Origin of the sequence: Streptomyces sp. NPDC047079 (assembly GCF_040643755.1) — a bacterium.
Taxonomy (GTDB): Bacteria; Actinomycetota; Actinomycetes; order Streptomycetales; family Streptomycetaceae; genus Streptomyces.
Window position 1 is genome coordinate 223,266 of record NZ_JBEYUZ010000001.1, and the last position, 20,295, is coordinate 243,560.

General features: G+C 69.8%; 18 protein-coding genes and 1 tRNA gene. 6 read left to right on the forward strand and 13 right to left on the reverse strand.

Translation table 11 applies throughout. From position 1 onward, the window contains the following. Positions 1-268: 268 nt before the first annotated feature. Positions 269-1,324 (forward strand): LacI family DNA-binding transcriptional regulator, encoded by a 1,056-nt coding sequence (locus tag ABZ823_RS00970; RefSeq protein ID WP_361652262.1) that lies wholly within the window; start codon positions 269-271, stop codon positions 1,322-1,324. Between the two features lie 175 nt (positions 1,325-1,499). Continuing rightward, positions 1,500-1,913 (forward strand): hypothetical protein, encoded by a 414-nt coding sequence (locus tag ABZ823_RS00975; RefSeq protein WP_361652264.1) that lies wholly within the window; start codon positions 1,500-1,502, stop codon positions 1,911-1,913. 204 nt (positions 1,914-2,117) lie between these two features. Here the strand turns inward: ABZ823_RS00975 and ABZ823_RS00980 are convergent. From ABZ823_RS00980 to ABZ823_RS00995, 4 genes are all read right to left on the reverse strand, one after another. Beyond that, a tRNA-His gene (locus tag ABZ823_RS00980) sits at positions 2,118-2,190 on the reverse strand. 110 nt (positions 2,191-2,300) lie between these two features. Next, positions 2,301-2,903 (reverse strand): oligoribonuclease, encoded by a 603-nt coding sequence (gene orn / locus ABZ823_RS00985; protein ID WP_361652266.1) that lies wholly within the window; start codon positions 2,901-2,903, stop codon positions 2,301-2,303. A gap of 215 nt (positions 2,904-3,118) precedes the next feature. After that, on the reverse strand, positions 3,119-4,375 hold the full coding sequence (locus ABZ823_RS00990; protein ID WP_361652268.1) for a helix-turn-helix domain-containing protein: 1,257 nt from the start codon (positions 4,373-4,375) through the stop codon (positions 3,119-3,121). Between the two features lie 378 nt (positions 4,376-4,753). Then, a complete protein-coding gene (locus ABZ823_RS00995) occupies positions 4,754-5,086 on the reverse strand; it encodes a hypothetical protein (RefSeq protein WP_361652270.1) in 333 nt (110 codons plus the stop codon). A 426-nt stretch (positions 5,087-5,512) separates the two neighbouring features. On the opposite strand from ABZ823_RS00995, the gene ABZ823_RS01000 reads away from it, so the two are divergent. Both ABZ823_RS01000 and ABZ823_RS01005 read left to right on the forward strand, forming a co-directional pair. Next, positions 5,513-6,040 (forward strand): universal stress protein, encoded by a 528-nt coding sequence (locus ABZ823_RS01000; RefSeq protein ID WP_361652275.1) that lies wholly within the window; start codon positions 5,513-5,515, stop codon positions 6,038-6,040. A gap of 301 nt (positions 6,041-6,341) precedes the next feature. Then, positions 6,342-6,908, forward strand: a complete 567-nt coding sequence (locus ABZ823_RS01005; protein WP_361652277.1) for a GPR1/FUN34/YaaH family transporter — start codon at positions 6,342-6,344, stop codon at positions 6,906-6,908. Between the two features lie 105 nt (positions 6,909-7,013). Here ABZ823_RS01005 and glmS read toward each other — a convergent pair whose 3' ends face one another. After that, positions 7,014-8,831 carry a glutamine--fructose-6-phosphate transaminase (isomerizing) gene (gene glmS, locus ABZ823_RS01010; RefSeq protein WP_361652279.1) on the reverse strand — a complete coding sequence of 606 codons (1,818 nt, stop codon included), beginning with the start codon at positions 8,829-8,831 and terminating at the stop codon, positions 7,014-7,016. Positions 8,832-8,905: 74 nt separating this feature from the next. Next, complete coding sequence (locus ABZ823_RS01015) at positions 8,906-9,163, reverse strand: hypothetical protein (RefSeq protein WP_361652281.1); 258 nt, start codon at positions 9,161-9,163, stop codon at positions 8,906-8,908. Positions 9,164-9,328: 165 nt separating this feature from the next. Between ABZ823_RS01015 and ABZ823_RS01020 the strand changes: the two genes are divergently transcribed. Together ABZ823_RS01020 and ABZ823_RS01025 are read left to right on the forward strand one after the other, a co-directional pair. Beyond that, on the forward strand, positions 9,329-10,894 hold the full coding sequence (locus ABZ823_RS01020) for a metallophosphoesterase family protein (protein ID WP_361652283.1): 1,566 nt from the start codon (positions 9,329-9,331) through the stop codon (positions 10,892-10,894). A gap of 303 nt (positions 10,895-11,197) precedes the next feature. Beyond that, positions 11,198-12,796: a beta-N-acetylhexosaminidase gene (locus tag ABZ823_RS01025; RefSeq protein WP_361652285.1), complete on the forward strand. Its 1,599-nt coding sequence runs from the start codon at positions 11,198-11,200 to the stop codon at positions 12,794-12,796. 86 nt (positions 12,797-12,882) lie between these two features. On the opposite strand, the gene ABZ823_RS01030 is transcribed toward ABZ823_RS01025, so the two are convergent. The 7 genes from ABZ823_RS01030 to ABZ823_RS01060 form a co-directional block, all read right to left on the reverse strand. Then, complete coding sequence (locus ABZ823_RS01030) at positions 12,883-14,655, reverse strand: IucA/IucC family siderophore biosynthesis protein (protein WP_361652287.1); 1,773 nt, start codon at positions 14,653-14,655, stop codon at positions 12,883-12,885. Next, positions 14,652-15,200 (reverse strand): GNAT family N-acetyltransferase, encoded by a 549-nt coding sequence (locus tag ABZ823_RS01035; RefSeq protein ID WP_361652289.1) that lies wholly within the window; start codon positions 15,198-15,200, stop codon positions 14,652-14,654. The genes ABZ823_RS01030 and ABZ823_RS01035 overlap by 4 nt, the downstream gene beginning before the upstream one ends. Next, positions 15,197-16,480, reverse strand: coding sequence for a SidA/IucD/PvdA family monooxygenase (locus ABZ823_RS01040; RefSeq protein WP_361652291.1), 1,284 nt, complete (start codon positions 16,478-16,480; stop codon positions 15,197-15,199). The genes ABZ823_RS01035 and ABZ823_RS01040 overlap by 4 nt, the downstream gene beginning before the upstream one ends. Continuing rightward, complete coding sequence (gene desA, locus ABZ823_RS01045) at positions 16,464-17,921, reverse strand: lysine decarboxylase DesA (protein ID WP_361652292.1); 1,458 nt, start codon at positions 17,919-17,921, stop codon at positions 16,464-16,466. Before desA ends, ABZ823_RS01040 begins: the two co-directional genes overlap by 17 nt. 120 nt (positions 17,922-18,041) lie before the next feature. Further along, positions 18,042-18,884: a siderophore-interacting protein gene (locus ABZ823_RS01050; protein WP_361652293.1), complete on the reverse strand. Its 843-nt coding sequence runs from the start codon at positions 18,882-18,884 to the stop codon at positions 18,042-18,044. 116 nt (positions 18,885-19,000) lie between these two features. Next, complete coding sequence (locus tag ABZ823_RS01055) at positions 19,001-20,050, reverse strand: ABC transporter substrate-binding protein (RefSeq protein WP_361652294.1); 1,050 nt, start codon at positions 20,048-20,050, stop codon at positions 19,001-19,003. Between the two features lie 90 nt (positions 20,051-20,140). Further along, positions 20,141-20,269 carry a hypothetical protein gene (locus tag ABZ823_RS01060; protein WP_361652295.1) on the reverse strand — a complete coding sequence of 43 codons (129 nt, stop codon included), beginning with the start codon at positions 20,267-20,269 and terminating at the stop codon, positions 20,141-20,143. Between the last annotated feature and the right edge of the window lie 26 nt (positions 20,270-20,295).

Sequence of the window (20,295 nt, forward strand, 5' to 3'; positions counted from 1 at the left end):
CTCGGGCGGGGAACGTGCGGGACGTGTATGTGTCAGGTAGTGTGGGAGCGCTCCCACAAGTGATGTGTTGAAGAGTCGTGGGTCGGGGCGGGGGTGTCAAGGGAGCGGACGCGCCGAACCGCGTTCGGTTATCGGGCTGTTAACCGCAACCGCCGGAACCCCCACGGCCGTCCAGCGGGGTCCGGTGGCCCGCCGCGGACGATCGACGGGGCGGACGAGACTGTTAGATTCCTGGTCAGCGTGAGAAATCGGTGGGAGGCGGAGCCCCATGGCAAGCCACGGAGCGCGGGGCCGGGGCGGTGGTCGGCCCACCCTCGAAGAGGTGGCCGCACGCGCCGGTGTCGGCCGCGGCACGGTGTCCCGGGTGATCAACGGCTCGCCCCGGGTCAGTGACGCGACGCGCGCGGCGGTCGAGGCGGCGGTGGCGGAACTCGGCTATGTGCCGAACACGGCGGCGCGGGCGCTGGCCGCCAACCGTACGGATGCCATCGCCCTCGTCGTCCCCGAGCCGGAGACCCGCTTCTTCGCCGAGCCGTACTTCTCGGACATGCTGAAGGGCGTGGGGACCGGGCTGTCGGACACGGAGATGCAGCTGCTGCTGATCTTCGCGGGCAACGACCGCGAGCGCCGCCGACTGGCTCAGTACCTGGCGGCGCACCGGGTGGACGGGGTCCTGCTGGTCTCGGTGCACGCGGACGATCCACTGCCCGACCTCCTCGCCCAGTTGGAGATCCCGGCGGTGATCAGCGGCCCCCGCTCGGAGCGCGAGACGTTGCCGTCGGTGGACTCCGACAACTACGGCGGCGGCCGCTCGGCGGTCGAGCACCTGCTCGCCCGGGGGCGTTCGCGGATCGCCACGATCACGGGACGTCTCGACGTCTACGGCGCCCAGCGACGCATCGACGGCTACCGGGACGCGCTGCGCGACGCGGGCCGCGCGGTGGACGAGACCCTGATCGTCCCCGGCGACTTCACGGAGGAGGGCGGCCGTCGGGCCATGACGGAACTCCTGGCGCGCCGGCCCGCTCTGGACGCGGTGTTCGCGGAGTCGGACGTGATGGCGGCCGGAGCCCGTCAGATACTGCGCGAGGCGGGCCGCCGTATCCCCGACGACGTGGCGCTGGTCGGCTTCGACGACTCGGCGATCGCCCGCCACATGGATCCGCCCCTGACGAGCGTGCGCCAGCCGATCGAGGAGATGGGCCGCGCGATGATCGACCTGCTCCTGGAGGAGATAGCGGACCGGCGCCCACCGGCGTCACGCACCCTGGAACGCCGTCAGGTGGTCCTGCCGACGGAACTGGTGGAGCGGGACTCGTCCTGAGGTCGGTCTCACGAACACGGTCGTACGAGAACGTGGACGGCTGCGACACGCCTGGCGTCCCTGCGAGATCACAGTGCGGACGTGTGTGTAGGTCCCATGCATGTCTCGTGCATACTCTGTGCCGCTCGACTCGTCGCGCACGCTCTACGTGCCAGTCGGGCTGGAGGGGGTTGCCATGGAACACGAACGGAACGGCTGGCGGGACGAGTACGAAGGTCACCCGGAGTACCGGCGCATCTTGGCGGCGATGGAACGGCCCTGGTGGAAGCGGCCTGTGGTCATGGCGGGAGGCGTCGTCGCTCTCGCCCTGGCTTCGTTCTTCCTGGGTGGTGCGGTCCTGGGCTCCGACGGCGGCACGGGCACCTCTTCCCCAGACCCGTGGGTCCAGGGGCCGTTGGATGACCAGCAGCAGAACAGCCGGCAGCAGAACAACCAGCCTGTCGGCGTGACCGCCGCGCAGAAGTTTCAGCTCCTGAGCAAGTTCTGCAATCAACAGGCGGGCGGTCCGTACAACGTGTCGGAGTCTGCGCTCTTGGAGTGCACGCGCAGCTACTACGTAACGGATCAGGGACAGGTCCTGCCGAAGTAGGTCCGCTGCCGACCAAAAGGACGCCGTCAAGCGCCCGGCTTTCCGTGACGGCGGGCCTCAAGCGGAGGGCAGCCCCTTGCGGATGCTCGCCATATGGGGACCGTGGAGCTCTTCTCAAGATCCCGGGTGGCGACCGGTGTGCCACCGAGGCGACGAAAGGGGCCGATGACTGCATTACTGCAGGTCATCGGCCCCTATACAGAGGGTGAGTGACGGGACTTGAACCCGCGACATCCTGGACCACAACCAGGTGCTCTACCAGCTGAGCTACACCCACCACGACCGGTTGTCTCGGTTTCCCGCACCGGCCGAGAAAAAGTGTACAGGGTCTGAAGGGGTGCTCGCGCCAGCGTTTCCCCGGGGCCCGTCCGGGCCCCGGCGAGGCCGCTACTGCGCGGGCAGCACGTGTCGGGCCGCGATCGTGCGCGCCGTGTCGGAGTCGGGGCCCGGCTGCGGTACGAAGATCGACTCCCGGTAGTAGCGCAACTCCGCGATGGACTCGCGGATGTCGGCCAGCGCCCGGTGGTTGCCGTTCTTCTCGGGGCTGTTGAAGTACGCCCGCGGGTACCAGCGCCGGGCCAGTTCCTTGATCGAACTGACGTCCACGATCCGGTAGTGGAGATAGTCCTCCAGCGTCGGCATGTCGCGGGCCAGGAAGCCGCGGTCCGTACCGACGGAATTGCCGCACAGCGGCGCCTTGCCCGGTTCCTTGACGTGCTCCCGTACGTACGCGAGCACCTGCTCCTCGGCGTCGGCGAGCGTCGTGCCGGCCGCCAGCTCCTCGAGCAGTCCCGAAGTGGTGTGCATCTGACGCACCACCTCCGGCATCGTCTCCAGCGCCGCGTCCGGCGGCCGGATCACGATGTCCACGCCCTCGCCGAGCACGTTCAGCTCGGAGTCGGTGACCAGTGCGGCCACCTCGATGAGCGCGTCGTCGGACAGCGAGAGTCCGGTCATCTCGCAGTCGATCCACACCATGCGATCGTTCATGTGTCCCACCTTATGGCCCGCCCGGGTCATGCGGACCTCCCGTGCATGGCCGTGCGGGCCCGTACAGGGGGAAAGGCACGCGGCCCGCCCCCCGGCGGGCCGCCACGGGCACGCCGAAGGGGCGATCCAAGGCTGGGATCCGTGATACGTACCACGCCGACGCGTACTACGACCTCACGGATCCTGCCCTTCCTCTCGTCGCACCGGCGGCGGTGCTAGTGCGCGCTGCGCTGTCCCGGCAGGCTCGGACGGCTCGCCGCGTACAGCTCCGGTACGTGCCTGCCCGGGTGGTCGACGTGCTTGCCGTGGTGGTCCGTGGACAGGGACGCCGTGTGCCCGAGCGCGCTCGCGGCCGCCGTGCGGCGGGTCTGCAGGGGAACCGGGGCGGCCTCCTGCATCATCTGCGGCGCCGCGGGTCCTCCGGGGCCGTCCGGGTCCCCCGGCCGGTCGCCCTGTGGGCGGCGCGCCCGGTACGCGGCCCGGTACGCCGCCGGCGACGAGCCGAGCTGGCGCCGGAAGTGCCCGCGCAGGGCGACGGGGGAGCGGAAGCCGCAGCGCCCGGCGACCTCGTCGACCGAGTAGTCGGAGGTCTCCAGCAGCCGCTGTGCCTGGAGCACCCGCTGGGTGATCAGCCACTGAAGCGGCGCGCTGCCCGTCAGCGAGCGGAAGCGGCGGTCGAACGTCCGCCTGCTCATGTACGCGCGCGCGGCCAGTGTCTCCACGTCGAACTGCTCGTGGAGGTGCTCCAGCGCCCAGGCGACGACCTCGGCGAGCGGGTCGGCGCCGATCTCCTCGGGTAAAGACCTGTCGAGGTATCGCTCCTGGCCTCCGCTGCGGCGCGGCGGGACCACCAGGCGCCGTGCGAGAGCGCCCGCCGCCTCGTTGCCGTGGTCCGTGCGCACGATATGGAGGCACAGGTCGATGCCGGCCGCCGTGCCGGCCGACGTCAGGACGTCGCCGTCGTCCACGAACAGCTCGCGTGGATCGACGTGCACCGACGGATAGCGCTTGGCCAGCGTCGGCGCGTACATCCAGTGGGTGGTGGCCGGCCGTCCGTCCAGCAGTCCGGCGGCGGCCAGTACGAAGGCGCCGGTGCACAGCCCGACTATGCGGGCGCCCTCTTCGTGTGCTCGGCGCAGCGCGTCGAGCGCCTCCTCCGGCGGCGGTGAGGTGATCGAACGCCAGGCCGGCACCACGACGGTGCCCGCCCGTGAGATCGCCTCCAGCCCGTATGGCGCGGTCAGCTCCAGGCCCCCTGTGGTCCGCAGTGGGCCTTCTTCTCCGGCGGCCACCAGCAGTCGGTAGCGCGGCACCCCGGCGTCCTGGCGGTCGATCCCGAACACCGAAAGCGGTATGGAACTCTCGAAGATGGGGCCGCCGCTGAACAGCAGCACCGCGACGATCTCCTTGCGGCGTCGTCCGGACAGCTTCCGGGCCGCGGCATCCGCTGTGGCAGTGGAGTCGTGGCTCATCCTGCTAAGCCCCCCTCGGTGGTCGCGGCTCCTCGGTTGTGTCGCTCCTGCACGTTTCCCCTCGGTCCTGCACGAGTCCCCCGCCGTAAGACAATCATGATCGAATTTACTGCGTCCTGCTGTGCCGGCGTGACCAGTTCACCATCCGGCACATTGTCGACATGGCAACTTGGCGTGAAGCATTCGATCACGAAGGGTTGCACTCGCGGGCCGTACAGGGAAGTGCGCCTCGTCTCAGTGGCCAATCCCCATAGGGTGCGGGAGCCCTCCGGGACCCTTTCGGTGCAGGTGGAACGGGGCGTGAGGGGCCGTTCGGCCCCCTGATGCACGGGTGTGAGAAGTTGGCCGAAAAGAAGCGGGGGCGTGCGCGGAAACCGGTCAGTCGACCGGAGTGTTTGCTCCCCCGATCCGCCCGCCCCCATGCGCCCCTGTTCCGGCCTCGCCGGACCGGGCGGGGCAAACTGGGCGGTTCCGGTTCGCCGACCGTGCCGCACCCCGCTCGGCCTGCCGCAGCAGCGCGCGGCAGGCCCAGGTGACCGCCGAGAGGCCGAGCGTGGCGCTGATCGCACCGGCGACCGAGGTGCCGCTCCAGACGAGGACCAAGGGCACCAGGGCGCAGGTGAAGCAGGCCCAGCGGATCACCACGGTCGCCGTGTCCGGCGTGGGACGGTTCCGGGGGGCGGGGTGGGGTGCGGGGTGGGGTGCGGACACGGTGGGCTCCCTGGGGCGATCGGTCACCGGGATCAACGCGCGGGTGACCGGCGGGACACCGGGATCAACGCGCGGGCGACCGGCGGGTCACCGGATGTCGGAGCCCGGCGAGGGGGCGCTCACTGGCCGGGCCCATATCGCGGAAGCCGGACCTCTGCCCCGGTTCCCCGGTGAACCCTGTGCAAAGCGCCTGTACGAGACAGCAACCATTGCGTTACGGGCGTCCTCTCGTGCATGCTCCCTGGAACCCAGTGATGAGGGTCCCCCTGTTCGAGCCGAGTCGAGAACTCGGGGAGCGCGCAGGATCTGGGCTGAGGAGGCGTGCCGCCGTACCCTTGGGGGTATGGGGTTGGGAAGATGATTCCCGGACACAGCTCCGCCGCACAGTGTCGTCCCACCCACGAGGATCACAACGCCGAGACACTCATGGCCGGTCACGAATTCTTCGATCCCGCGGACCGCAAGCGCCGCGTCGCCGATCCCACGGCGGCCGAGCCCTTGGCGGCGGAAGAGTCACGCCCGTCCTGCGACCCCGCCTTCAAGCACGGTGTGGTGGTCGGCTTCGACGGTTCCACCTCGAGCGAGCGCGCGCTCGCCTATGCGATCGGCATGGCCCACCGCTCCGGTTCGGGCCTGATCATCGTCCATGTCGCCAACCGGCTGCCCACCACGGTGTGGGCGGGCTGCGAGCCGCCGGTCTTCGTCGACGTGCCGGACCACCGCACGGAGGTCCTCGGCCTGGAACTGGCCTGCGCGGGCCATCTCGCCGAGGTGCCCTGGATCCTGGTGGAGCGCGGCGGCGACATCTGCCACGAACTCGAAGAGGTGGGGCGGGAGTACGAGGCGGACGCGATCGTCGTGGGCTCCACGCACGGCATCGTCGGCCGCATCTTCGGCTCGGTCGCCGGCCGACTCGCCAAGCGCGCGCGGCGCCCCGTCGTCGTCATTCCCTGACCCGCACGCCCCGGCGATGTCAGCCGGGCGCGCGCCGTGGCATCGCAGAGGCACCGGTGCCGGCGCGCGGCCGGATCGCGCGGGCCCGCTCGGACCGTGGCAGTGGTGCACCGGCCGCCGCAACCACGGTGTTGTCCTTTCGCAACTGCCCGTTGGCTCAGGTGAGATGAGGCGTGGGTAGTGCCGGCTTCCTCCGCGCGGACGCCTGAACCTACTCGCGCGTAGAGGTGTTTGTGCCCTTGTGAAGGGCATATATCGGTCACCGCACGACCGTACGTGCAGGACAAGAAGGGAGCCCGCCGTGGACAACGACGTCTCTGCGGGAAGCACCACCTCGATCGTCGGCCGACTCGCTCTGGGCATCACGCTGTTGGCCTTCGGTCTCGGAACCACCAAGGTGATCGACGGTGTGACGACGGCCGACGCCGTGTCACTGGCCCACTACGTGGGCGGCGTTGCCCTGTTCCTCGTCGGCCTGCTCGCCTTCCGCGACCGCGCCACCGCCACGGGTACGGCCTTCTCGGCGCTCGGTGCCCTCTGGTTCACCTGGGCCGTCTCCGCCGGTGGCCGGATGTCCGACAATGCCGCAGGGCTCTTCCTCCTGCTGTTCGCCCTCGTCGCCCTGACCCTGGCGCTCGGAGCGGCCGGCGACGTCCTGGACCAGGCCGCCTACGGTCTGCTCTGTGTCTCGATGGTGCTGCTCGCCGTCTCCCGCTTCGCCGGCAACGACGCGCTCGGCAAGGCCGGCGGCTGGTGCGCGGTCGTCGCGGGCGCGGTCGCCTGGTACGCGGCGACGGCGCTGCTGGCCAAGTGGCCCACGGCCCTGCCGCGACGCGCTGCCGGCCGGGGGGTGACGGCCACCGGCTGAGGCGGCGTGGGGCCGGGGAAGGGCGGCCCCGGCCCCCTGAGGGACGACCCCCTGGGCTGGTGGCGCACAGGGGGTCGTTCACGTCGTGAGAGGCGGGGGGAGCGGTTACTCCACCGTGACCGACTTGGCCAGGTTCCGCGGCTTGTCGATGTCCCGGCCCAGCGACAGTGCCGTGTGGTACGCGAGGAGCTGAAGCGGGATGCCCATCAGGATCGGGTCCAGCTCGTCCTCGTTCTTCGGGACCACGATCGTGTGGTCGGCCTTCTCCTGCTCCCGGTGGGCGACCGCGAGGATCCGGCCGCTGCGGGCCTTGATCTCCTCCATGGCCGCGCGGTTCTTCTCCAGCAGGTCGTCGTCCGGCACGATCGCGACTGTCGGCAGGGCGGGCTCGATCAGCGCCAGCGGGCCGTGCTTCAGCTCGGAGGCCGGGTAGGCCTCGGCGTGGATGTACGAGACCTCCTTCAGCTTCAGCGAGGCCTCGCGGGCCACCGGGTAGCCACGCACCCGGCCGATGAAGAGCATCGAGCGGGCGTCCGCGAACTGCTCCGCCAGCTCCTTGATCTCCTCCTCCTGCTTGAGGATCTCGGAGATCTGCTCGGGCAGCTTCCGCAGGCCCTCGATGATCCGCTTGCCGTCGCGCACCGACAGGTCCCGGGTGCGGCCGAGGTGCAGCGCGAGCAGCGCGAAGGCGACGGTGGTGTTGGTGAAGCACTTGGTGGAGACCACGCACACCTCGGGGCCGGCGTGGACGTACATGCCGCCGTCCGCCTCACGCGCGATCGCCGAGCCGACGACGTTGACGATGCCGAGCACCCGCGCGCCCTTGCGCTTCAGCTCCTGGACGGCGGCCAGTACGTCGTAGGTCTCACCGGACTGGGAGACCGCCACGTAGAGGGTGTCGGGGTCCACGACCGCGTTGCGGTAACGGAATTCGGAGGCGGGCTCGGCGTCCGCCGGGATGCGGGCCAGCTCCTCGATCATCTGGGCGCCGATCATGCCGGCGTGGTACGAGGTACCGCAGCCGAGGATCTTCACCCGGCGCACCGCGCGCGCCTCGCGGGCGTCCAGGTTGAGGCCGCCCAGGTGGACGGTGGAGAACCGGTCGTCGATGCGGCCGCGCAGCACACGGTCGACGGCCTCGGCCTGCTCGTGGATCTCCTTGTGCATGTACGTGTCGTGGCCGCCCATGTCGTACGACTCGGCCTCCCACTCCACGGTGGTCGGCTCGGCCGTCGTACGGGTGCCCTCGGTGGTGTACGTGCGGAAGTCCTCGGCCTTGAGCGTGGCCATCTCGCCGTCGTCCAGCGTCACTATCTGGCGGGTGTGGGCGACCAGCGCGGCGACGTCGGAGGCGACGAACATCTCCTTCTCGCCGATGCCGAGCACGACCGGGGAGCCGTTGCGGGCGACCACGATGCGGTCGGCGAAGTCGGCGTGCATCACCGCGATGCCGTACGTGCCCTCGACCACCCGCAGCGCCTGGCGGACCTTCTCCTCCAGGGTCTCGGCCTGGGAGCGGGCGATGAGGTGGGTGAGGACCTCGGTGTCGGTCTCGGAGAGGAACTCGACGCCGTCCGCCTCCAGCTTCTTCCTGAGCTCGGAGGCGTTGTCGATGATGCCGTTGTGGACGACGGCGACCTTGTGGTCGGCCGACATGTGCGGGTGGGCGTTCACATCGGAGGGGGCGCCGTGGGTGGCCCAACGGGTGTGGGCGATACCGGTGGTGCCCTTGAAGCGCGCGGGGACCTTGGCCTCGAGGTCGCGGACCCGGCCCTTGGCCTTCACCATCTTCAGGCCGGCCGTCTTGGGGGACGTGACGACGATGCCCGCGGAGTCGTAGCCGCGGTACTCCAGCCGCTGAAGACCCTCCAGCAGCAGCGGGGCCACGTCGCGCTTACCGATGTATCCGACGATTCCGCACATATGTGTCCTTAATTCCCTTCGTCCCCATTGTGATGAACTTGTGGTGAGGTGGTCTACGGCGTCTCAGGAGCGGCTCAGCCGTAGACGATGCGGCGCAGCTGTCGGAGCGTGAGCTCGGGCGGTGCGACCGCGCGGTACCTCAGATCCGCCTCGATCCGTTCGAAGATCGTCGTGTTCACCAGTCCCTGGGCCTGGAGTTCACGGTGGCGGCGACGGACGAACTCCTCGGTCGTCTCGTCGAAGTAGGCGAGCACGTCCTGGACCACGCGCAGCGCCTCGCCCCGGCTGAGGGTCGTGGACCGCGTCAGATGATCAACAAGTTCGTCGTGCACCCGGTAGATCCTGCGGCACGAGCGGCGGAATCGCAAGAATGGTGCCCGATTTCGGGCAGACGTCCGTTGAAACTTCCATGGGTCCCTGTTCGATGGCTGTCCATCCTGTGTCTTGCGCCACGTTTCCTACGTGGGGGAAGTTCAGGCCACATGGACACACCTCGTATGGGAGTACCTGAAGAGCTCGCCGCCCGCATGGGCATGGCGGAGCAGCACGAGTACCTGCGCAGGAGATTCTCCCGGCGCACCATGATCAGGGGCGGGGCCGTCACCCTGGGCGCCGTCACCGGTGGCGCGTTCGTGCCGGGCGCCACCGCCCAGGCCGCCGACCCGGGCCTGCGCACGACCCCCGCTACCGAGACGGTCGACGGCGCCCTCGTCGCCCCCTTCGGCCGTCATCTCGCCTTCGGTAACGACCCGCGCACCGAGATCACCGTCTCCTGGCAGGTCCCGGTCGCCGTGAAGAAGCCGTTCATCCGCGTCGGCGCCCACCCCTCGGACCTCTCCCGCAAGATCCCCGCCGAGGTCCGCACCCTCTACACCCCGGCGGGCGTCGGCGCCAGCGGCGACCACACCCAGTACTACCTGCACGCACAGCTCACCAACCTGCGCCCCGGCAGGACCTACTACTACGGCGTCGGCCACGCGGGCTTCGACCCGGCCGAGCGGCACCTGCTCGGCACCCTCGGCACCTTCACCACCGCTCCCGCCGACAAGGAGCCGTTCACCTTCACCGCCTTCGGCGACGAGGGCGTCAGCTACCACGCCCTGGCCAACAACAGCCTGCTGCTCGGCCAGAACCCGGCCTTCCACCTGCACGCCGGCGACATCGCCTACGGCGACCCGGCGGGCCAGGGCAAGACCTCCGACACCGGTTTCGACTCGCGCGTGTGGGACCAGTTCCTGTACCAGACCGAGTCGGTCGCCAAGCAGGTCCCGTGGATGCCGGCGTACGGCAACCACGACATGGAGGCCTGGTACTCGCCCAACGGTTACGGCGGCGAGGAGGCCCGCTGGACCCTGCCGGACAACGGCCCCGACAAGACGAACCTGCCGGGCGTCTACTCCTTCGTCTACGGCAACACCGCGGTCATCTCGCTGGACGCCAACGACATCTCCTTCGAGATCCCGGCCAACCTCGGCATCTCCGGCGGCACCCAGACCAAGTGGCTCGAGGCGCAGCTGAAGAAGTACCGGGCGAGCCAGGACGTCGACTTCATCGTCGTCTTCTTCCACCACTGCGCTTACTGCACCTCCACCGCGCACGCCTCGGAGGGGGGCGTGCGCCAGGAGTGGGTGCCGCTGTTCGAGAAGTACACCGTGGACCTGGTCATCAACGGCCACAACCACCAGTACGAGCGCACCGACGTCATCAAGGCGGGCGCGGTCGCCAAGAAGCTCCCGATCGGCGGTACGGCCTACCCCGAGACCGAGGGCGTGGTGTACGTGACGGCGGGCGCGGCGGGTCGCAGCCTGTACGCGTTCAGCGCCCCGCTGTCGTACGAGGGACACGAGAACGAGGTCGAGTCCGTGCCCTCGTTCATCAATGTCAAGGAAGGCAAGCAGAACGAGACGGTCACCTGGTCGCGCGTGCGCTACCTCAACTACTCGTTCCTGCGCGTCGACGTCACGCCCGCGTCCAGGGGCCGCTACGCCACGCTGAAGGTGCGCGGCATCGCCGAGTCCGGTGACCAGGTGGACCACTTCACGGTGGCGCGGCGAGCGAAGTAGGGCCACACCGCGCCCGGAAGGCGGGGCGCGGCTACGGCATGCGGTCCTCACCTGCGTGTGAGGACCGCATGTCCGGCCATCGTGAGCTCCCCGTCCGTTCAGCTGGTGCGTCATGCCCGCCCCGCTCGACCGGAAAGCCCGCCAACGCGCCCGGCAGAACGGCGAGTTCACCCAGCCTTCTGCGTCCTTCCGGATGATTTCCGCCACGAGGGGGGATCGTTCCGCTCGCCGTGCGAGAGAGTGGTCTATACCCATTGGGCGCGGGCCCGACGAGCCCGCGAACACTCGTGGAAGGGAGCGCATGTGTCACAGCACCACAGAACGCCCCGCATCCTCGGAACGTTGCTGCTCGTCGCGACGGCCGCACTCAGCCTCGGCGTCGGCGTCGACGCCCGGCCCGCCGCGGCCGCCCGCGGCACCACCCCCTTCGACCGGGTGGTCCCGGCACCGGCCTCGGCCGAGGCCGGTGGATCCCCGTACGAGATAACCCGGGACACGCGCATCCGGGTGGACGGCACACGCGAGACCCGCCGGGTCGGCGAGTACCTGGCGGGCCTCCTGCGTCCCTCCACCGGCTACCGCCTGCCGGTCACCACGGGCGGTGCCGGAGGTATCCGACTGACCCTCGGCAGCGGCCCGTTCGGCGACGAGGGCTACCGGATCGCGAGCGGCGCCCGGGGCGTGACCATCACCGCCCGCCGCCCCGCCGGGCTCTTCCACGGCGTCCAGACCCTACGTCAGCTCCTGCCCGCGGCCGTCGAGAGGAAGACCGTGCAGCCCGGCCCGTGGACGATCGCGGGCGGCACCGTCTCGGACTCCCCGCGCTACGCCTACCGCGGCGCGATGCTCGACGTCTCCCGCCACTTCTTCACCGTCGCCCAAGTCGAGCGCTACATCGACGAACTGGCCCTCTACAAGATCAACACCCTGCATCTGCATCTGAGCGACGACCAGGGCTGGCGCATCGCCGTCGACTCCTGGCCGCGCCTTGCGACCTACGGCGGCTCGACCCGGGTCGGCGGCGGCCGGGGCGGCTACTACACCAAGGCGCAGTACCGGGAGATCGTCCGCCATGCCGCCTCCCGCTACATCGAGGTCGTCCCCGAGATCGACATGCCGGGGCACACCAACGCCGCCCTCGCCTCGTACGCCGAACTGAACTGCGACGGTGTCGCGCCCCCGCTCTACACCGGCACCGATGTCGGCTTCAGCTCGCTGTGCGTATCGAAGGCGGTGACGTACGACTTCGTGGACGACGTCCTGCGGGAACTGGCCGCCCTCACCCCGGGCCGCTACCTCCACATCGGCGGCGACGAGGCGCACTCCACCAGCCACGACGACTATGTGACCTTCATGGACCGGGTGCAGCCGCTCGTCGCCAAGTACGGCAAGACCGTGATCGGCTGGCACCAGCTGACCGGAGCGCACCCCGTGAAGGGCGCGCTCGCCCAGTACTGGGGCCTCGACGACACCAGCGCGGCGGAGAAGGCCCAGGTCGCCCAGGCGGCGCGGAACGGCACCGGGCTGATCCTGTCCCCGGCGGACCGGGTCTACCTCGACATGAAGTACACCGAGGACACGCCGCTCGGACAGGACTGGGCCGGACTGGTCGAGGTCGAGCGTTCCTACGACTGGGACCCGGGCAGCTACCTTCCCGGCGCGCCGGCCTCGGCGATCGCCGGCGTCGAGGCGCCGCTGTGGTCCGAGACGATCGTCACCGACGCCGACATCGACTACATGGCCTTCCCGCGGCTGCCGGGCGTTGCCGAGCTCGGCTGGTCGCCGGCCGCCACGCACGACTGGGACGCGTACCGGGTGCGCCTCGCGGCCCAGGGGCCGCGCTGGGAGGCGCTGGGGATCGGGTACTACCGCTCGCCTCAGGTGCCCTGGCCCACGCGGTAGGTCCGGGTCCGCGGGACGACGACGGGCACCCCGGTGGACCGTACACCGGGGTGCCGCCACCCCCATACGAACCTGACCAAGCACTACTAGCCGCCCGCGATCGGGTTCCTCAGGGTCCCGACCAGCTGGAGTGCCCCCGACGGGTCCGCGAGATCCACCATCTGCCGGTTGTCGCGCAGCTGGAGCCGGTTGAGGCAGGACAGGGCGAACTCCGGGGCGAACAGGTCGTACTGCCGGAACCGCTCGGCGAGGTGGGGGTTCGCGTCCTGGTACTCGCGGACGACCTCGGCGACCGTGCGCCAGAAGCCCTCCTCTTCCAGGACGCCCTCGGTGGCGAGGTTCGCCGCGACGAAGCGGAAGAAGCAGTCGAAGACGTCCGTGAAGACCGACAGGAGTTTACGGTCCTCGGGCACCTCCACCCGGATCCGGGCGACCTCCGGCGGCAGCACCGCGTCCGGGTCCATCACCGCGATCTCCTCGGCGATGTCCTTGAAGACCGCGCGCCGCACCACGCCGTCCTTCAGGACGAGGATGACGTTCTCGCCGTGCGGCATGAAGACCAGGTCGTAGGCGTAGAAGCTGTGCAGCAGCGGGGTGAGGTAGGCCCGCAGATAGTGGCGCAGCCACTCGGCCGGGGCGAGCCCCGACTGCTCGATCAGCGCCCCCGCGAAGGAGGCGCCCTCGTGGTCGACATGGGCGAGGGAGGCCATCGTCGCCGGCGTCTCGCCCTCCTGGAGCGAGGCGACCGGGCTCTCGCGCCACAGGGCGGCGAGCATCTTGCGGTAGGGGGAGGTGCGGTCGGTGGCCGCCTCGTACTCAAGATGGCGGTAGCCGACGGCCGCCCGCTCGCGCAGGATCGTCAGGCCGGTCGACTTCAGCACCGGATCGCTCTCGATCAGCCCGTGCAGCCAGTCGTTGATCGCCGGGGTCGCCTCCATGTAGGCGGACGAGAGACCGCGCATGAAGCCCATGTTGAGCACGGACAGGGCCGTCTTCACATAGTGCTTGCCGGGGTTGTCGCGGTTGAAGAAGGTCCGTACGGACTGCTGGGCCAGGTACGTGTCGTCGCCCTCGCCGAGGCAGACCAGGTGCCGCCGGGCGACCTCCGCGGCGAAGGCGACGGTGAGCTTGTTCCACCACTGCCACGGGTGGACGGGCATGAGGAGGTAGTCCGCCGGGTCCAGGCCCTGGTCGGTGAGCCGCCGGTGGAAGCGTTCGAGGGTCGCGGCCCCCAGCTCTTGCCGTATGAAGGGTTCATAGGCGATGCCCGCGCCCGCCGTGAACACGGCCCGTGAGCGGTGCGCCGCCAGCCACACGAGCCGGACGGGGCTCGCGGTCTCGGGCGCGTACGACAGGTACTCGTGGATGCCGAAGCCGAGCCGCCCGTTGTTGGCGACGAAGCAGGGGTGGCCCTCGGTCATCCCGGTCTCTATGGCCTGGAACCCGCTCCGGGTCAGCTCGGCGGAGGTGACCTTCGGCTTGCTGAGCTTGTAGCAGGTGCCGGAGAGGGTGGAGGAGATCTCCTCCAGGTAGACGGGCAGGATCTCGTCGCTCAGTCCGAGGGACGTCCTCAGCTCGATGAAGAAGTCCAGGGCGGAGAGCGGCAGTTCGGTGCCCTCGCGATGGCGGGTGATCGACTCGGGGTCGACCTGCCAGTGGTCGAGGGCGCGGAGGGTGGCGCTGAACCGGTAGCGGGTGAGCCCGTCGTCGCTGTGGACGACGTAGTGGCCGTCGTCCCCGAGCTCGGGGGTGATCAGCCGCTCGTGCGCGAACTCGGCCAGCGCCTTGCGTATGAGGAGGCGGTTGGCCCGCTCCCAGCGCTCGGGGGAGAGGTGGGCGACGGCGTCGGACAGGCTCATGCCGTCACCGCCCGCTCGAACTGCGTGCGGGTGCAGAAGCTGAGCAGCGCGGTCTTCTCGGGCTTGTGGATCTCGCGTTCGGGCACGAATCCGACCGCCGCGTTCAGGGCGTGCACGGCCGTGTTGCGCACATCGGGTTCGACCACGATCCGTTCGGTGGCCGGGTCCCCGAACAGGCGCCGCAGCACGGCGGTGATGACGGCCCGGGTGAACCCGCGCACGGGCCGGTCGGTGGGGGCGACGAGGAAGTGCATGCCGACGTCGCCGGGCCGGGGCTCGTACAGGCCGGCCAGTTCCCGGTGGGCGGGGTCGTACTGCTCCATCAGAAAGGCGGGCTCGCCGTCGTGCAGCCCGAGGAAGGCGTGATGGTGCCGGTCGGCCGCGATCTCCATGTAGGCGCGCTCGACGTCCTCGAGCCGGGCCTGCTGCATCATCCAGAAGGCCGCCTTCGGGTGGGTGACCCAGTCGTGCAGGAGTTCGGCGTCCTTGAGGGGGTCGAGGGGGCGGAAGGTGAGGGTGCCGACGGCACCGGTGGTCGTGCTCATGCCGCGAACTCCTGGAAGGCGATGGTCTTCTCGACGGGGTAGTACTCGGCGCCCAGCAGCTCCCGGATGATGTACGCGTTCCGGTAGGCGCCCATGCCCAGGTCGGGGCTGGTGATGCTGTGTGTGTGGACACCGGCGTTCTGGAGGAACACGCCCCGGCCCGTCACGTCGACGCTGTAGTTGCGGGCCACGTCGAAGTTGCCGTGCGCGTCGTAGCGCAGGCGGTCGCGGACCGCTTTGAGGAACTCCGGTTCGACGTACCGGTAGCCGGTCGCGAGGATCAGTCCCTGGGAGCGCAGCTCGTAGTCCTTCTCCTGCTCCTCCTGGCGGAAGCCGAGGGTGAATGTGCCGTCCTCGTGACGGGCGCTGGTGAGCGCGGAGTTGGTGAGCAGCCGGGTGGGCACCGGCCCGTCGAGGCTCTTCTGGTACAGCAGGTCGAAGATCTCGTCGATCAGATCGCCGTCGATGCCCTTGAACAGGCCCTTCTGCTGCTCGCACAGGCGGTAGCGGGTCCCCTCGCGCAGGGCGTGGAAGTAGTCGATGTACTCCGGGGAGGTCATCTCCAGGGTGAGCTTGGTGTATTCCAGCGGGAAGAAGCGCGGGGAGCGGGTCACCCAGTTCAGCCGGTAGCCGTGGACATCGATCTCGCCGAGCAGGTCGTGGTAGATCTCGGCGGCGGACTGGCCGCTGCCGACCAGGGTGATGGACTCCTTGGTCTGGAGCTGGTGCTTGTGGTCCAGGTAGCGGGAGTTGTGGATGACGTCGCCTTCCAGACCGCGGCAGGCTTCGGGGACATGGGGCGGGGTGCCGGTGCCGAGGACCAGGTGGCGGGCCCGGTAGACGTCCCCGTCCCGCGTGTGGACGACGTACACCGCGTCCTGCTCCTCGTACGTCACCTCCGTGACCGTGGTGCCGAAGCGGACGCAGCTCAGCTTCGAGGCCGCCCAGCGGCAGTAGTCGTCGTACTCGACGCGCAGCGGATAGAAGTTCTCGCGGATGTAGAACGAGTACAGCCGCCCGCGCTCCTTGAGGTAGTTGAGGAACGAGTACGGGGAGGTGGGGTCGGCCAGGGTGACCAGGTCGGACATGAACGGGGTCTGGAGGTGGGCGCCCTCCAGGAACATCCCGGAGTGCCACTCGAAGGTGGGCTTCGACTCCAGGAAGACGCCGTCGAGTCCGTCGATCGGCTCGGTGAGGCAGGCGAGGCCGAGGTTGAAGGGGCCGAGTCCGATCCCCACGAAGTCGTGGGTGGGGTCGGGGGCGTCAGGAAGCGCGGTCAAGGGACTCTCCCAGGTACTGCTCGGCGTGGCCGGCGATCAGATCGAGTACGGCGGCGATGTCGTCCGCCGTCGTCTCGGGGTTGAGCAGGGTGAACTTCAGATAGTGGCGGCCGGCGACCTTGGTGCCCGCGACCACGGCGTCGCCGGAGGCGAAGAGGGCCTTGCGGGCGTACAGGTTCGCGCGGTCGATCCCGGCGGGGTCGGTCACTGCCGCCGGGACGTAGCGGAAGACGAGCGTGGACAGCTGCGGCTCGACGACCACGTCGAAGCGGGGGTCGGCGGCCAGCAGCTTCCAGCCCTCCCGCGCCAGGTCGCAGACCTCGTCGAAGAGGGCACCGACGCCGTCGGCGCCCATCACGCGCAGGGTCATCCACAGCTTGAGGGCGTCGAAGCGGCGGGTGGTCTGAAGGGACTTGTCGACCTGGTTGGGGATGCGCTCGGTGACCATGCGGCGGGGGTTCAGATAGTCCGCGTGGTAGGTGGCGTGGCGCAGCGTGGAGGCGTCCCGGACCAGTGCGGCCGATGAACTCACCGGCTGGAAGAAGGACTTGTGGTAGTCGACGGTGACCGAGTCGGCGCGCTCGATGCCGTCGAGGAGACGGCGGCGGCCGGGTGAGACGAGCAGTCCGCAGCCGTAGGCGGCGTCCACGTGCATCCAGGTGCCGTACCGGGCGCACAGCTCGGCGATCTCCGGCAGCGGGTCGATGGAGCCGAAGTCGGTGGTTCCGGCGGTGGCCACGACGGCCGTCGGGATGAGGCCGTCCGCGACGCAGCGTTCCAGCTCGTGGGCGAGGGCGACGGTCTGCATGCGCTTGTCGCGGCCGACCGGGACGGTGACCACGGCGTCCGGGCCCAGACCGAGCAGTTTCGCCGATTTCTGCACACTGAAGTGGCCGGCCTCGGAGGCGAAGATCCGCAGCCTGGCGAGGGCGTCGGAGGTGTCCCACCCCGGCTTGGCCTCCTCGCGGGCCAGCAGCAGCGCCTGGAGGTTGGACTGGCTGCCGCCGGAGGTGAACACCCCGTCGGCGGCGGGGCCGAAGCCGATGCGCCCGGCGGTCCACTCGATGAGCCTGCGCTCGATGAGGGTGCCGCCGGCCGACTGGTCCCAGGTGTCGAGCGAGGAGTTGACGGCGGACAGGACGGTCTCACCGAGCACGGCCGGGATGACGACCGGGCAGTTGAGGTGGGCGAGGTAGCGCGGGTGGTGGAAGTAGACGGCGTCGCGGAGGTACAGCTCCTCCAGCTCGTCCAGGGCCGCGGTGGTGTCGTGCAGCGGGCGGTCCAGGTCGATCCCCTCGATACGGGGGGCGAGGGCGTCCACCGTGACGCCGGTGAACGGACGCTCGGTGGCGGCGAGTTTGGCGGCCACCCGCTCTACTCCTTCGGTCACGGAGCGGCGGTAGTGCTCCGCGGTGAGGTCATTGAGCAGGTGCGTGCGCATGTGGGGTCCTCCGGGTGGGGACAGTCCGTGCGGGACGGGAGAGGGGCGGAGTCGCCATGAAACTTAGGTTAGCCTAACCTAAGTTCGATCTCCGGAAACCGCACCTTCCGGTGAGCGCCGTCACTCCTCGGTACGCAGTTGCTCCTCGCTCATCCCCTGCCGCCAGTAGCCGACGAAGGTGACGCGCCGACGGTCGATCCCGCGCTCGCCGACGAAGTGCCGGCGCAGCTCCTTGACGTGGCCGGACTCGCCCGCGATCCAGACGTACGGGGCCCGCGCGTCGGGGAGTTCGGCGCCGCGCAGCACCTCGAGCGCGGTGGGGGAGCCCGTCCCGTCCGTGAGCCAGGTGACCTCGGCGTCGGCCTCGGTCGCGAGGTCCTGGATGTCACCGGCGTGCCCGGCCTCCAGCCAGACGTGGGCACGCGTGCCCACGGGCAGCCACTCGAGGACCGCGGACGCGGCGGGGACGGCGGTCTCGTCGGCCCAGATCACCACCAGGTCGGTGTCCTCGGGCGGGCGGAAGCGGATCGCGCGGTTGTCCGCGACCGCCGGGCCCATCAGGACCACGCGGTCACCGGCGGTGGCACGGGAGGCCCAGAGCGAGGCCGGACCCGCCGGGACGGAGGCGCCCGGCTCCACGCCGTGCAGCACGAAGTCGATGTCGATCTCGTCGGGTTCGCGGCGCAGCGCCCGCAGGGTGTACGAGCGCATCACCGCCCGTACGTCGTCGGGCAGTTCGCGCCAGCCCTGCCACCAGGCCTCGCCGAGCTCGATCGGCACGGCGGGCTCGCTCTGGCCGGGATGCGGAAGGAAGAGGGACAGGCTCTGGTCACGTCCGTGGGAGTGGAACGCGCGCAGGTCGTCGCCCGCGAAGGTGACACGGACGACGGACGGGCCGACCCGTCTCGTCCGTACGACCTGGAGGGAGAAGAAACGGAACGGGGCGGCTACGGCCGTCGTCATCGATGCTCCTGAGGGGGCGGGGCTCCCGAGGGGCGGGGTTCCAGGGGGGCGGGGCTCCTCCGGAGCGGGCTCCTGGGAGAGGAAGGGAGAGGCCGGCTGGGACGAGGAGGGCCGGGTCAGCCGACCTTCTCGGCCGTCTCGATGGCCTTGGCGAGGTCCTCGAGTAGCGGGGCGCACTTGTCGTACGACAGGATCGGCTCGGGGTTGCGGGCGATGACCTGGCCCGCCTTGACCGCGGGGAGCTTCTTCCAGGTCGCTTCGGTGATGTCGGCGGGCTGGATGGCCGAGCTGCGGTTGTCCATCATGATGACGTCGGCCTTGTACTTGTCGACGTTCTCCCAGCTCAGATTCTCGAACCAGCCGCCACTGGCCTTCAGTACGGAGGGGGACGGCTCGACGAAGTTCACGCCGAGGGCCTCGAAGTACTCCAGGTCGACGGAGAGGTTGGAGCCGGAGACGTAGAAGACGTCCTGGCTCGCCGAGCCCGCCAGCACCTTGATGCCGGGGTTGGCCTTGGTGGCCGCGCGCAGCCGGGCGGCCGCGTCCTCGAACCGCTTCTTCGCCCGGGTGATCGTCGAGGAGGTCGTGTCCGCGCCGAGGGACTTCGCGAGTGCCAGCATCCGCTGGAGCGGCTCGGTCATCTGGCGGTCGTAGACGGATATGCCGACGCTGGGGGCGCCGACGGCGAGGACCTTCTTCGTGGACTCCTCCGGGACGTACCAGAGCGTCCCGGCGTCGTCGAACATGGTGCTGACGAGCAGGTCGGGGGCGAGGGCCGCGTACTTCTCGATGTTGAACTGGCCCCACTCGTTTCCGAGGACCGTGACCTTGCCGATGTCGAGGTCGCCGGCCTGGACATCGGCCTTGCCGTCCTTGGTCTTCGTCGGGCCGAAGACGCCCTTCACGCCGACACCGTAGTCGTGCAGCGCGGCGGCGACGCCGACGAACGCGACGATGCTCGCCGGGACCTTGTCCGCCTTCGCGGTCTGCCCTCGGTCGTCCTTGAACGACCAGGGGCCGGCCTCGGCCGCGCCCTTCCCGCTCTCCGAGCCGCCGTTTTTGCCCCTGTCGTCGCCGCAGGCCGCGAGCGCGGCACCGAGGCCGAGCGCGCCGCCGGCGGCGAGGATTCCGCGACGGGTGAGACGGGTGGCACGGGCATTGGACATGAGTGTGCTGCCTTCGAACGGGGCGGAACATCCGCCGGGCGAGTCGAAGGTAGGTTAGCCTAACCTCACTTCTTGTCCAGGGTGGCGAGGTCAGAGTCGGCCGGGGTGGGTGGTGAGCAGCTGCTCGTCCGACAGCTGGCAGAGGCGGCGTGCCGCGACCTCATGGCGCTTCGACGGGCCCGTCCTCGCGAGGAAGGGGCCGGACGGGCCGATCTCCATGTCCAGGCCCCCTCCAGGCGCTCCGC

Excerpts from the sequence above, each read along its gene's own strand:
- glmS (WP_361652279.1), bottom strand. The coding sequence starts at position 8,831 with ATGTGCGGAATCGTCGGATACATCGGTAAGCGCGACGTGGCCCCGCTG.
- ABZ823_RS00970 (WP_361652262.1), top strand. The coding sequence starts at position 269 with ATGGCAAGCCACGGAGCGCGGGGCCGGGGCGGTGGTCGGCCCACCCTC.
- ABZ823_RS01055 (WP_361652294.1), bottom strand. The coding sequence starts at position 20,050 with ATGTCCAATGCCCGTGCCACCCGTCTCACCCGTCGCGGAATCCTCGCC.
- ABZ823_RS01035 (WP_361652289.1), bottom strand. The coding sequence starts at position 15,200 with ATGAGCACGACCACCGGTGCCGTCGGCACCCTCACCTTCCGCCCCCTC.
- desA (WP_361652292.1), bottom strand. The coding sequence starts at position 17,921 with ATGCGCACGCACCTGCTCAATGACCTCACCGCGGAGCACTACCGCCGC.
- ABZ823_RS01050 (WP_361652293.1), bottom strand. The coding sequence starts at position 18,884 with ATGACGACGGCCGTAGCCGCCCCGTTCCGTTTCTTCTCCCTCCAGGTC.
- ABZ823_RS01030 (WP_361652287.1), bottom strand. The coding sequence starts at position 14,655 with ATGAGCCTGTCCGACGCCGTCGCCCACCTCTCCCCCGAGCGCTGGGAG.
- ABZ823_RS01020 (WP_361652283.1), top strand. The coding sequence starts at position 9,329 with ATGGGAGTACCTGAAGAGCTCGCCGCCCGCATGGGCATGGCGGAGCAG.
- ABZ823_RS00975 (WP_361652264.1), top strand. The coding sequence starts at position 1,500 with ATGGAACACGAACGGAACGGCTGGCGGGACGAGTACGAAGGTCACCCG.
- ABZ823_RS01000 (WP_361652275.1), top strand. The coding sequence starts at position 5,513 with ATGGCCGGTCACGAATTCTTCGATCCCGCGGACCGCAAGCGCCGCGTC.
- ABZ823_RS01060 (WP_361652295.1), bottom strand. The coding sequence starts at position 20,269 with ATGGAGATCGGCCCGTCCGGCCCCTTCCTCGCGAGGACGGGCCCGTCG.
- orn (WP_361652266.1), bottom strand. The coding sequence starts at position 2,903 with ATGAACGATCGCATGGTGTGGATCGACTGCGAGATGACCGGACTCTCG.
- ABZ823_RS00990 (WP_361652268.1), bottom strand. The coding sequence starts at position 4,375 with ATGAGCCACGACTCCACTGCCACAGCGGATGCCGCGGCCCGGAAGCTG.